Raw genomic sequence first — 12416 nt, forward strand, 5'->3', positions numbered from 1 at the left:
CGCCTGTCGGTCGTCGTCGGGAAGGGACCGCGCCATCTTCGTGGACGGCGCGGCGCATCTCAACTCGGCCGCCGGGCTAGCTCGTGGCGTCCGCCGCCGGGTTGCTCGTGGCGTCCGCCACCAGGGTGGGCTCGGGGCGCTTGGCCGGCCGGCCGTCGCCCGAGGACTTGCCGGTGAGCCGGCGGCCTATCCAGGGCAGCAGGTAGATCCTGATCCAGCGCAGATCCTGGCGGCGGGCCCGGAACCAGGGTGCCGGGCGGGCCGGCGGCAGCCCGGCGCGCCAGTCGAAGCCCTCCTCGGCGCCGAGCGCCTGGAGCACGGCCTCGGCCACCCGGCGGTGGCCCTCGGGGGACAGGTGCAACCGGTCCTCGGCCCACAGCCGGGGATCGTCGAAGACCCGCGCGCTGAACAGGTCGACGACCACGACGCCGTGGGTCTCGGCGAAGCCCTCGACCAGCTTCATCAGCCGGTGGGTGTTCGGCATCAGCCGCTGCGAGCCGCGCATCCGGCGGCGGGGGTCGGTGGGCAGGAACATGACGACGGTGGCCTTCTCGGTGGCCAGCTGCTCCAGGCAGGAGCGGAGCTTGGCCTCGACGAGCTCGATGTCGCAGCGCGGGCGCAGGACGTCGTTGAGGCCGCCGGCCAGGGTGATCACGTCGGCGTCCATCGAGGCGGCCAGCGGGACCTGATCCCGTTCGATCTGGCCGATCAGCTTGCCGCGCACCGCGAGGTTCGCGTAGCGGAGCTGCGGATCGTCCTGGGCGAGCCGCTCGGCCACCCGGTCCGCCCAGCCGCGGAAGGTGCCGTCCGGCAGCGTGTCATCGCACATGCCCTCGGTGAAGGAGTCCCCGACCGAGACCATGAGCTTGCCCTGGCGGGCGCTCAGCGTCGTGAAGTCCATGATGGGCTAGATCCTAGCGGTGGTAGTTTCCAGCTTCGCGAGGGTGTCCGTCAGGTAGCGCCAGCTGGCGCCCTCGTTCGGGCCGTCGCGGTGGTCGCGGCGGAAGAGGCTCAGGTATCCGGCCGCCTCGACGAGAGCCCAGCGCAGGCTGTAGAGCTCGCACATCTCCGGGTCGCCGCCGGCGAAGTTCCACAGGTCCCGCTCCGGCGGAGCGATCAGCGCGCTCTCCCAGTCGATGAGGACGAAGCGGCCGTCGACCCGCATGGTGTTGGCGGGATGCGGTTCGCCGTGGGTCAGGACGAAGCGGTCGCGGCCGGCGAGGCCGATCCCGGTCAGGTGGTCGTAGCGGGCCAGCGCCCGGCCGAGCGCGGCAGCGTGGGCGGTGACCGCCGTCACCGCGCGCTGCGTGTACGGTCCTGCCGACGCCACCGGGCCGCCACCGGCGAGCAGCTGCTCCAGCCCCGCGCGCTCGGGTATCGCGAAGTCCTCGACGTCGGCGGGACCGCGCCCGGCCGGCGGGATCGCGTGCAGCTCGGCGAGGATCTTCAGGACGGCGCCGTGACCTGGAGTTTCCAGTGGTCGGCCAGGAGCGTGCGCAGCAGCTCCTCGGAAAATCGCTCCGGAGGGTTCAGCATGGCAGCAGGCTAGGGGAATGTCGCGCCGCGGCCGACGCATTATGTACGGGTGGCCAGATCGGCCAGGAGAGGAAGTACGCCGGTGTCGATGATGGGCCCGATGATGATGCGGGGTGCCCGCGGCCGGGACGACAAGGAGATCCTGAACCACAAACTCGCCCCGGGGACCATCAAGCGGATTCTGGGGATCGCGCGGCCCTACCGCGTGCTGATCGCGTTGTTCCTGGTCGTGGTGATCGGGGACGCGGTGCTCGTGGTGCTGCCGCCGCTGCTGTCCCAGAGGCTGGTCGACAACGGTGTGCTCAAGGGTGACAAAGGCCTGGTCACGCAGCTGGCGCTGATCATCGCCGCGGTCGCGATCGCCGACGCGGGCGCCTCGCTGGTGCAGCGCTTCCTGTCCTCGCGGATCGGCGAGGGTCTGATCTACGACCTCCGCACGAGGGTGTTCGGGCACGTCCAGCGCATGCCGATCGCGTTCTTCACCCGGACCCAGACCGGCGCCCTGATCTCCCGGCTGAACAGCGACGTGATCGGCGCGCAGCAGGCGTTCACCTCGGTGCTGTCCAACGTGGTGTCGAACGTGATCAGCCTGGTGCTGGTCGCCGGGACCATGTTCTACCTGTCCTGGCAGATCACCGTGCTGTCGCTGCTGCTCCTGCCGGTCTTCCTGATCCCGGCGCGGCGCGTCGGCAAGCGCATGCAGGGCCAGGTCCGGCGGCAGATGACGCTCAACGCCGACATGTCGGCGATGATGACCGAGCGCTTCAACGTCTCCGGCGCGCTGCTGGTCAAGCTGTTCGGCCGCCCCGAGGAGGAGGACGCGCAGTTCGCCGAGAAGGCGGCCGGGGTCCGGGACGCGGGCGTCACCATCGCCCTGACCGGAGCGGCCTTCATGACGGTGCTGACCCTGGTCGCGTCCCTGGCCACCGCTCTGACCTATCTGATCGGCGGCCACCTGGCGATCAGCGGCTCGATCACGCTGGGCACGCTGATGGCCCTGGCCGCGCTGCTCGGCCGGCTCTACGGTCCGCTGACCGCCCTGACGAACGTCCGGATCACCGTGATGTCGGCGCTGGTCTCCTTCGACCGGGTCTTCGAGGTCCTGGACCTGGAACCGATGATCAAGGAGAAGCCGGACGCCGCGGGGCTGCCGCACGGGCCGGTCGCGGTGGAGTTCGAGGACGTGGCCTTCCACTACCCGACCGCCGACGAGGTGTCGCTGGCGTCCCTGGAGTCGGTGGCGCGCCTGGACCAGGCACCGTCGGCGCAGGTGCTGCGCGGCGTGACGTTCCGCGCGGCCCCCGGCGAGATGGTGGCGCTGGTCGGTCCGTCGGGCGCGGGCAAGACGACGATCACCTCCCTGGCCAACCGCCTCTACGATCCGACCGAGGGGTCGGTGCGCATCGGGGGTGCCGACATCAGGGACGTGACTCTGGAGTCCCTGCACGCCACGGTCGGCACGGTGACCCAGGACGCGCACATGTTCCACACGACGATCCGCGACAACCTTCTGTATGCCCGCCCGGCCGCCACGGAAGAGGAACTCATCGAGGCGCTGCGCGACTCCCAGATCCTGGACCTGGTGCAGGCCCTGCCCGACGGCCTCGACACGGTGGTCGGCGACCGCGGCTACCGCCTGTCCGGCGGCGAGAAGCAGCGGCTGGCCATCGCCCGCCTGCTGCTGAAGGCCCCGAGCGTGGTGGTCCTCGACGAGGCCACGGCGCACCTGGACTCCGAGTCCGAGGCCGCGGTGCAGCGCGCGCTGGCCAGGGCGCTGCAGGGCCGGACGTCGCTGGTCATCGCGCACCGGCTGTCGACCGTGCGGGACGCCGACCAGATCCTGGTGGTCGAGGACGGCCGGATCGTGGAGCGGGGACGGCACGAGGAACTGCTGGCGTCGGGCGGGCTGTACGCCGAGCTCTACCGGGTGCAGTTCCAGGGCCAGGAGGGTGTCCCGGCGGTCTGAGGAGTGGCGCCGAGCGGCTTCCAGCGGCTCGGCGGCTCTTACCGAGCCCTCAGCGGCTCTTCCTCAGAGCCGTGAACCCGAACTCCATCGCCACCGGCGAAGGCTGCCGGATCAGCGTCGTCGACCGGGGCCGCCGCGCGACCCGGGTCTCCCCGCCGCCGTCGGTGGTCTCGCCGCTGTCGATCACCCGGTCGAAGTCGATCCGCCGCGTCTCCGGGATCTCTTCCCGCAGCACCCGGGCGATGTCCGGCCAGATCCCGGCGCGCTGCCAGTCGCGCAGCCGGCGCCAGCAGGTCATGCCGCTGCCGTACTCCAGTTCCTGGGGCAGCTTCTCGAAGCCGATGCGGCGGCCGAGCACCACCAGGATGCCGTTGAGCACCGCGCGGTCGTCGAGCGGCTTGCGGCCGGGATTGCGGCGGCGCCGGGGCCGCTCGGGCAGCAGGGCGCTGATGCGCTCCCAGGCGCGGTCGTTCACCACCGGGTCCGGGTGGCCGGTGCGGCGGGGCCGGACCAGCGGGGGGTTGCCGGAGGCGCTGCTGGAGGCCGGGTCGCGGCGAGGTGCGGGAACGCCCAACAGCACCGCGCTGTGGATGTCGGGCGCTTCGCCGCGCGGCGGAGTGTGGGGCACGTATCGCCCAACGCGGTCGAAACAGCAGACGTCACGCTTTCGGGTCGGTTGTCACCCATTGGAGGCAGACGAACGCGCCCCGTAGCGTTACTCTGGGCCCTGGCTTGCCTTGGTCCGGCGCGTGGGGACGCGTGCGGGATGGGCACGGAGACGTGGCGCTTATACGCCGAAAGGACTAGGTGGGGACTAGATCGGCACGGTTCGGCAACCGAACAGGCCGGGCTTTCGTCAGAATGTTGAGTGCAGCGTTGAGTGCGGGGTGCGATCGGGGGTAGCCGGGGGCTGCTCTGCAAGCCGGTACGACGACTCTCTTCTTGGGGGGAACCGCAGGTGGGAACGAACGGACGCCATGCCGCCGAGGCCCGTAGGAGCTGGCCGGAGGGGGATCCGGTCGCGGTGGCGATGGTGGGCCTGCTCGACGTGGAGCTGCGCCGTCGCGGCTGCGCGTGGTCGATCGTGGAGGAGGGGCTGATCGAGGTCTACGGCCCGCACCGGGGCCGCTGGCCGCTGGCCGCTCTCAAGCGCCGGATGGAGGTCGCCGAGAAGGCGGACTGGCCGGAGCTGGTCGAGGAGCTGGTGCTGGCCCGGGTCGACCCCACCGGCTTCTACGCCAGCTCGGTGTCGGCCACCGGCGACCACGACTCCGAGTGGGCCTCCGTCCGCGGCCGCATCCGCGCCCGCCTGTTCGGCGGTGAGGAAGCCGACTCCGCGGCGCTGGCCGGGATCGAGCACCGGTTCTGTGCCGACGGCCTGGTGGAGATCCTGGAGCTGGTCCCGCCGTCCCCGCTGCGCGACCCGCTGGGCGCCGGTGTGCGCTGGTACCGGCCGGAGGAGGGCCCGGTGGCGTACGGCGACCTGGCCCGCTGGAAGGTGACGGCGCGCGAGGCGTACCGCACCGCGCGGGAGAACGTGCGGCGCGAGGGCCTGCTGGAGACCCGGCGCCTGGAGGCCGACGGCGTCGGCATCACCGTGGTGCGCGGCGGCACCGGCTACGCGCCGACCCACAGCTTCTGGCTGCCGGACTACGTGCCCGTCGACAGCAACGGCGCCCTGGTGGTGATACCGAACCGCGGGCTCTTCGCGGCGCACCCCGTGCGGGGACCCGAGGCGGTGCCGGCGGCCGAGGGCCTGTTGCGGCTGGCCGGGCGCCAGTACGACACCGGACCCGGTCCGGTGAGCGACCAGCTGTTCTGGTGGCGGGACGGGGTGCTGTACCGGCAGGGCTCGCGGCGCGGTCCGGACGGTATCCGGTTCGAGCCGACGCAGGAGCTGGCGGACGTGCTCAGGGCGCTGGCGCGGTAGCGGGGGAGGCGGGCGCTTCGGCGTCCGCGTCCTCGGCTTCGTTGTTGTCCTCGGCCGCTTCGGCGGCCTCGGCGGCCTCGCGCACCCGGTGCTGCGCCTCCCGCCGGATGATCGTGATCCACCCGCCGATCGCGATCAGCGAGAACAGCCACCACTGGAACCAGTAGGACAGGTACGGCCCCTCGTCCAGCGACGGCTTGTCGAGCAGGCGGATCTGCGGCGAGTCGGCGGGCTTCGAGGTGATCACCTCGGCGTAGCCGCCGCGCAGCCGCAGCCCGGTCTTGGCGGCCAGCGACTCGGTGTTGACCAGACTGATCTGCCCGGCGGGCAGGCCGGACGTCACATCCCGGATCCCGGTGTTGCCCTTGGTCTCCGCCATCTGCAGCCGCGCGGTGACGGCGACCGTCCCGGCCGGCGGCGCCGGGATCGCCGGCGACTGCTGCTGGTCGGCGCTCTCCGTCGGGATCCAGCCCCGGTTCACCAGCACCGACGTACCGTCGGTGAGCGTCAGCGGCGTGATGACCCAGAATCCGGGGTTGCCGTTGACCTGGTGGTTGCGGGCCAGGAACTGGTGCGCGGTGTCGTAGGTGCCGGACAGCGTGACCTGCTTCCAGCGGTCCGTCTTCGGCACCGCCGCCCCGACGGCGTCGACCCCCTCGATCGGCACCGGCGCGGCGTCCATGGCGGTCCTGATGACCGCGTTCTCCGCCTTCCGCTCGTGGTAGCGGCCGCGCTGCCACATCCCCAGGCCGATGAAGGCCGGGATGAGGATCAGCCAGACCAGGACGTGCAGGCGGATCCAGCGCCACGAGAAGACGAAACGGTACACGCGCCGACGTTACCCGACCTCTCCGGACACCTTCGCGCCAGGTCGGCGCCTACCCCCGGGCGAGGCCCGTGATGATCCCGGCCACGACCACCGCCACCCCGGCGAGCTGCGGGATCCCCGGCGTCCCGACGCCCAGCGCGGCGCTGGCCGCACACGCCGACACCGGCACCGCGCCGATCAGCAGCCCGGCCCGCTGCGGACCGAGACCGCCCAGCGCGCGGTACCAGAGCAGGAACGCGCCGACGGTGAGCGGGAGCGACAGATAGAGCATCGCCGCGGTCTCGGCGGCGGTCGGCACGCGGAGCATCGCGGTGCCGTCCGTGGCCAGGCCCGCGAGCGCCAGGACGGGGACGGCGACCGCGGTGACGTAGGCCGACACCCGCAGTTCGCCGAACTTCGGCAGCAGCGGCACCGCGAGCAGCGAGAACAGCGACTCGCAGGCCAGCACCAGGACCGCGAAGACGATGCCGAGCGCGCTGCCGTGGCCGAAGCCCTGCACCATGGCGCTGCCCGCGACGACCAGGCCGGCCGCGCCGAGCACCACCCCGCGCCGCGGACGGTGGCCGGTCCGGGTGACCAGCGGTCCGGCGACGGCCAGCACCAGCGGCGAGCACGCCACCACGCTGCCGAGGGTAGCCGCGTCGGTGTGGCGCAGGGCGGCGAGCACGAAGATGTTGAACAGGATCAGGCCGGTCGCCGACAGCAGGGCCAGGAGCAGCCAGTCCCGAACGGTCGGGCGCACGGGCGGGAGCCGGCGGCGCCGGACGACGACGGCGAAGACCGCGGCGGCGAGCGCGTAGCGGAGAGCCTGGCCGCCGAGCACCGGGTAGTCGGTGATGCGGGCGCTGACCGCGGTCGAGGCGCCGAGGATGGACATGGCCAGGGCGCCTTGGGCGACGTAGCGGGCGGTGCGGGGCCTGGCGGTGAGGGAGCCCGCCACCAGAGCCGCGGGGTCCGCCGAAGCCGCCCGTTCCGCTGGAGCGAGCGGGGCGAGCGCGGGACCGGCCGCCACCGCGCCCCCTTCCGTGATCGTCGACATGCTGCGAGGCTAGGCTCGGATTGGTCCGCGAGTAAGGACCAATCGTTGTCGCGAACAGGGGACCAATCCATGGCCGAGATCCTCGTGGCACTGGACCGCTCCGCGGGCCGTCTGGTCGAGCAACTGGTCGCCGGCCTGCGCGACGGTGTCCGCTCCGGCCGGATCGCCGGCGGCACCATGCTGCCTCCCAGCCGACAGCTGGCGTCCGAGCTGCGGCTCTCGCGCGGGATCGTGGTCGAGGCCTACCAGCAGCTGGTCGCCGAGGGTTACCTGCTCAGCCGCCCCGGTGCCGGCACCTGGGTGGCGAGCTGCCACACCGTGGGGGAGGCCACCGCGGCGCCGCCCGTCCCCGTGGCGGCCGAGCCGGAGTTCGACCTGACCCCCGGCCGTCCGGACCTCGCGGCCTTCCCGCGCACCGCATGGGTGGCGGCTTTACGCCGCGTCCTCGCCGACCTTCCCCACGCCGACCTCGGCTACGGCGATCCGGGCGGCGTCCCCCGCTTCCGCGAGGAGATCGCCGGCTACCTGCGCCGCGTCCGCGCCGCCGACGCCACGCCCGACCGCGTGGTCGCCGTCAACGGCTCAGCCCACGGCCTCGCCCTCGGCCTGCAGGCCCTGTACGAGCGCGGCCACCGCGTCCTGGCCGTGGAGGACCCCTCGGCGGACCGTCCGCGTCCTCTGATGGCCGCCTCCGGCATGAAGATCATCGGAGTGCCGGTCGACGCCTCCGGCCTGGTCGTCAGCGACCTGCGCCGCTCCGACGCGACCGTGGTCTTCTCCGGCCCCGCACACCAGTACCCCACCGGCGTGGTGCTGGCACCCCACCGCCGCGCCGAACTGATCGCGTGGGCGCGCATCACCGACGGCGTGATCCTCGAGGACGACTACGACGCCGAGTTCCGCTACGACCGCGACCCGGTCGGCTGCCTCCAGGGCATGGCCCCGGACCGCGTGCTGTATCTCGGCACGACCAGCAAGTCCCTGGCCCCGTCTCTCCGCCTGGGCTGGGCCGTGGCCCCACCCGCGCTCGGCACGCGCATGCGCGAACTCCGCCAGGACAGCGACCTCGGCGGGTCGGTGCTGGACCACCTGGCCATGGCCCACCTCATCGCGCAAGGCGCTTACGACCGCCACCTCCGCACCATCCGCCGCCGGTATCGCCAGCGCCGCGACGCACTGGTCGGCGCCTTGGCCGCGGAGCTGCCGCAGTGGAAGGTGCGCGGGGTCGCGGCCGGCCTGCATGCTCTGGTCGACCTGCCGCCGGGGAGCGATGAGGGTGCGCTCACCGCTGCGGCGGCGCGGCGGGGGGTGCGGGTGCAGCCGCTTGGTCCGCTGCGGTTTGCGCCGGGGGAGCCGGGGTTGGTGCTCGGCTATGCGGGACTTGCGCCGGGGCGGTTGGTGGAGGCGGCGCGGAGGCTGGGGGCGGCGGCGGGGGATGTCTAGGGGCTCAGGGCTCGGATTACCGGTGGTCGGTGAGCAGCTCCTACACGACTGGAAAGCAGCCCCGAAGCGCCTCAGTAACCTGCCACAGAGCCCTCGCCTCCTGCGATGAGTCGTGGTGATGCCGAGCGTCTTCTTCGCCGACATCGCGGAGACGCTTGCCAGGACTGACGAAGTCGGTCTCCGACTTGATGCAACCTTTCTAACCCTCGGCGCGTATGTATTCCGATGGGGGGGTTGATGATCGAGTACGGGGAGGGCACATGGCGGCGACGCAACGTGTCGACGAGTTTGATGACATAGCAGCCCTCGACGATGACGATGGCGACCGCGATGCCGCCGGCGATGGCGTCCCCACCGGGGACAGCACACGCGCCACGTACTCCGCAGGACGATCCGCGCTCCGCCGCACGAGGGAACTGGCCTCGGCACTCGCGCTCGCAGCCGTGGTGAGCCTGATCGTCCAGTGGATCTCGGTCCGGCTACCGCTGCCGGAGCCCTCTTTCGCCAAGCTCGAAGTCACCCTCCTCATCGTCGCCGCGGTCCTGGCCGGTCTGGTCGCCCTCGCCGCGCGGACCGGTCCGGTATGGAGCGGCTGGAAGTCCGTGGCCGTGTGGAGCGGGTTGGCGACCGTGTCGACGAGTGTCCTGTCGATCCCCCTGCACGGGACGCGTTGGTATCTCGGCGGTTTGTTCGGCGACAACATGTTCCGCATCCCCTACTTCACGCACATGACTGCGTCAGCCACGCCTGTCGACATGACCTATCGGGGCCTGCCGTCGTTCTACTCCGTCGGCTGGTTCTGGACCGGCGGGCGCTTCGCCTCGTTCAGCGGTCTTCCCGGGTGGACGGCCTACAAGGACTTCGCGATCCTGACGATGGCCGTTGTCCCGGCGCTGGCGTTCAGTCTGTGGAGCATGCTCCTCACCCGTAAGACCGCCTTGGCCCTGGCGACGGTCACCGCTGTGGCCGGCGCAGCCTCGGTCACGCCGATGTGGGAGCCCTACGCCTGGGCGGTCTACGCGCTCGCGCCGCCGATCGTCGTCTTGATGGGTCGCGTACTGCGCAGCCCGCGGAATGCTGACGCCGCGCGACGCCGATGGGCCCTGGCCGGTGTCGGCGCCTTCATCGGGGTCGCCGGCGACGTCTACGCCCTCATCGGCGGCGTGCTGGTGCTCGTGGCGGTCGGCTACGGTGTCGTCGCCCTGCTGCCCCGCCGGAGCGGCCTCCCCGATACCGGGGTCCGTGCTCTGCCCCGGGGCACCGTGATCGCGCGGCTCGCCGCGATCGGTGCCGTCGCCGCCGCCTTCATGATTCCGGTCTGGGCCGCCTACCTGGGCAAGGCGCTGGCGGCCGGTATGCCGCCCAACCCGGCGCAGGACTTCCTGCCGGAGACCTCGGCGCAGTTCTCGCTGCCGATGTTCGCGCCGACCTTCGAGGGTGCGTTCTTCCTCGGGGGCGTGGTGTGGCTGGTCGTCGCCGCCCGCCGTGACCAGGTCGCCGCCGGGCTGGCCGCGCTGGCGGCCGGCGCCGTCGCCTGGCACGTGCTCTCGGTCCTGGCCGTGTTCAAGAACACGACGCTGCTGTCCGTCAGCGCCAACGTGGTGCTGTACCCGACGCTGTACTGCGCCGGGGTCCTCGGCGTCATCGACACGGCCGGCTGGGTGCGGCGGCACCACGCGGAGCTGGTCGAGCGGGCGCACCCCGTCCTGGCGGCGGGCGTCGTGGTCGTCGCGGGGGTGTCCGTCGTGCAGACCGGCCAGAGCGACGTGAGCAGCCTGGTCGGCAAGGCCTACTCGCAGCCCGTCCCGTCCGGGACCGCCGCGGACGGCACCACCAGGGATCCCCACACCGCCGAGGACTACGACCGGGAGATCCGGAACGCGACCGGCCGCGCGCCTCGGGACACCGTGATCCTGAACCCTCCGCTGAACCTGATCGCGGCGTATCCGTACTGGAACTTCCAGGCCCCGATCCCGCAGTACAGCAACCCGCTGGCGGACTACGACGGCCGCAACGCCGAGATCACCCGCTGGTCCGCCGCGAAGACCCCGGAGGAGCTCCTGAAGGAGCTCGACACGAGCCGGTTCACGCCGCCGACGGTGTTCGTGTTCGAGAGCAAGCCCGACGGGTGGCACTCGTGGATCGAGGAGGACCACCACCTGAACTCGCCCGAGCACAGCGGCCACGACGTGGTGTTCAGCCCGAAGGCGTTCGAGTCCCCGGCCTTCGTGCGCTGGACCACGGGCTCGACGGTGATCGTCGCGCGCCGCTGAGGACCCCGGTGCCGCCGGGGCCCGGGCCCTCTCAGGCCCCGGGGGCGCCGATCAGATCCTGGTGCCCCGGATGCGGCGAGTGGTCCACATGGTCCACGATCCCGTCGGCTCCGGACGCGGACGCGCAGTGCGCGCAGCAGTAGAACTTCCCGTCGCACTCGACGCCGTGCCCGACGATCCGGCACCGGCAGTGCTCGCAGGTCGGCGCCATACGGTGGATCGCGCATTCGAACGAGTCGAACGTGTGCTTGACACCTGCGGCGATGACGTCGAAGGACATGTAGTAGTCGTTGCCGCAGACTTCGCAGACCGCCATCGGAAGGATCTCCTGCTCTCGTAGGGTGCCCCCGGCGACGCCCTACCCGGTGTGATCTTCGGCTAGTCGGCCGTTGCGCCATCTGGGGCGGCGGCCGCCGCTACAGGTCCCGGGGCAGGATCTCCACGACCTCGATCTGCCGCGTCACGATCTGCGCTGTCAGGACCTGCGGCTCGGCGCCGTCCCGGTCCGCCGACGGTACGTCGTCCGGCGCCAGGTCACGGAACAGCCCTTCGCCGAACAGTTCCTCGGAGCTGAGGGTGTCGCCGACGAGCGGCTCCTCCTGGGCGGGCGCGGTCGCCGGCTCGTCGATCGGGGGCTCGGCCGCGGCCGGCGGCTCCTCCAGGCGGGGTTCCTCCGGGCGCGGCTCCGCAAGGTGCGGCTCCTCGGCGCGCGGGCTGCCGATCAGCGGCTCCTCGGCGACGCCCTCGAACACGACGTTCGGCTGGCGGCCCAGGCCGCGCCACTCCGGCAGGGTGATCGCGTACATGGCGCGGTCCTGCCACTGGCCGGCGATCAGATACCGGTCCAGGAGGACGCCCTCGGGGCGCATCTTCACGTGCTCGGCCACGCGCAGGCCCGCCAGGTTGCGCGGGTCGAAGGTGGCCTGGACGCGGTGCAGTTCCAGGCGGCTGAAGGCGAGCTCCAGCAGCAGCCGGGTGGTCTCGGTGCCCAGGCCCTCGGCCCAGCGGTCGGGGCGCAGGTAGACGCCGATCTCGCCCTGGCGGTGCGGGAAGCTGAGGATGTCCAGCGTGGCGGTCCCGATCAGGTCCCCGTACTGTTCGACGGCCAGGTAGAAGCTGCGGCGGGGCTGGGCCTGGGCCATGCGCGCGGTCTCGGCCAGCCAGGCGCCGGCGGTGTCCGGCGTGGCCAGCGCGGGCCACGGGGTGTGAGCGGCGACCCGGGGGTCACCGGCTATGCGCTGCCAGGCCAGGAGGTCATCGGGGCGGAACTCGCGCAGCGACACGCGAGGGCCCTTCGGGTAGTCGTGGTGCGGTGAGGACACGGCAGAACGTTATGCGATCGAGGCCCTCACGTCAGCTCGAAACCGGTAATGCCCTGAGGGCGAGGGGCGGCGTCCTGG

11 protein-coding genes are annotated in these 12416 nt (G+C 72.1%); 4 read left to right on the top strand and 7 right to left on the bottom strand.

Annotated elements, in window-relative coordinates; all coding sequences use genetic code 11:
- Window positions 1–76: 76 nt before the first annotated feature.
- Window positions 77–901 carry an SGNH/GDSL hydrolase family protein gene (locus ABD466_RS04220; RefSeq protein ID WP_344655575.1) on the bottom strand — a complete coding sequence of 275 codons (825 nt, stop codon included), beginning with the start codon at window positions 899–901 and terminating at the stop codon, window positions 77–79.
- A 6-nt stretch (window positions 902–907) separates the two neighbouring features.
- A complete protein-coding gene (locus ABD466_RS04225) occupies window positions 908–1330 on the bottom strand; it encodes a phosphotransferase family protein (protein WP_344655576.1) in 423 nt (140 codons plus the stop codon).
- Window positions 1331–1627: 297 nt separating this feature from the next.
- On the opposite strand from ABD466_RS04225, the gene ABD466_RS04230 reads away from it, so the two are divergent.
- Complete coding sequence (locus tag ABD466_RS04230) at window positions 1628–3502, top strand: ABC transporter ATP-binding protein (protein WP_344655747.1); 1875 nt, start codon at window positions 1628–1630, stop codon at window positions 3500–3502.
- A 49-nt stretch (window positions 3503–3551) separates the two neighbouring features.
- Here ABD466_RS04230 and ABD466_RS44360 read toward each other — a convergent pair whose 3' ends face one another.
- Window positions 3552–4130, bottom strand: a complete 579-nt coding sequence (locus ABD466_RS44360; protein WP_425558529.1) for a transposase — start codon at window positions 4128–4130, stop codon at window positions 3552–3554.
- A 330-nt stretch (window positions 4131–4460) separates the two neighbouring features.
- On the opposite strand from ABD466_RS44360, the gene ABD466_RS04240 reads away from it, so the two are divergent.
- Window positions 4461–5432, top strand: coding sequence for a VOC family protein (locus ABD466_RS04240; RefSeq protein WP_344655577.1), 972 nt, complete (start codon window positions 4461–4463; stop codon window positions 5430–5432).
- Here the strand turns inward: ABD466_RS04240 and ABD466_RS04245 are convergent.
- Entirely contained in the window at window positions 5413–6261 is an 849-nt protein-coding gene (locus ABD466_RS04245; RefSeq protein WP_344655578.1) for an SURF1 family cytochrome oxidase biogenesis protein, read from the bottom strand. The genes ABD466_RS04240 and ABD466_RS04245 overlap by 20 nt on opposite strands.
- Before the next feature lie 49 nt (window positions 6262–6310).
- Window positions 6311–7300: a DMT family transporter gene (locus ABD466_RS04250; RefSeq protein ID WP_344655579.1), complete on the bottom strand. Its 990-nt coding sequence runs from the start codon at window positions 7298–7300 to the stop codon at window positions 6311–6313.
- Window positions 7301–7369: 69 nt separating this feature from the next.
- On the opposite strand from ABD466_RS04250, the gene pdxR reads away from it, so the two are divergent.
- Together pdxR and ABD466_RS04260 are read left to right on the top strand one after the other, a co-directional pair.
- Window positions 7370–8743, top strand: a complete 1374-nt coding sequence (pdxR, locus tag ABD466_RS04255; RefSeq protein ID WP_344655580.1) for a MocR-like pyridoxine biosynthesis transcription factor PdxR — start codon at window positions 7370–7372, stop codon at window positions 8741–8743.
- A 260-nt stretch (window positions 8744–9003) separates the two neighbouring features.
- Window positions 9004–11016: an arabinofuranosyltransferase gene (locus ABD466_RS04260; RefSeq protein WP_344655581.1), complete on the top strand. Its 2013-nt coding sequence runs from the start codon at window positions 9004–9006 to the stop codon at window positions 11014–11016.
- 31 nt (window positions 11017–11047) lie between these two features.
- Here ABD466_RS04260 and ABD466_RS04265 read toward each other — a convergent pair whose 3' ends face one another.
- Together ABD466_RS04265 and ABD466_RS04270 are read right to left on the bottom strand one after the other, a co-directional pair.
- On the bottom strand, window positions 11048–11332 hold the full coding sequence (locus ABD466_RS04265) for a hypothetical protein (protein ID WP_344655582.1): 285 nt from the start codon (window positions 11330–11332) through the stop codon (window positions 11048–11050).
- A gap of 100 nt (window positions 11333–11432) precedes the next feature.
- Complete coding sequence (locus tag ABD466_RS04270) at window positions 11433–12338, bottom strand: GNAT family N-acetyltransferase (RefSeq protein ID WP_344655583.1); 906 nt, start codon at window positions 12336–12338, stop codon at window positions 11433–11435.
- Window positions 12339–12416 lie beyond the last annotated feature (78 nt).

The organism is Catenulispora subtropica (assembly GCF_039531675.1).
GTDB classification, from domain to species: domain Bacteria; phylum Actinomycetota; class Actinomycetes; order Streptomycetales; family Catenulisporaceae; genus Catenulispora; species Catenulispora subtropica.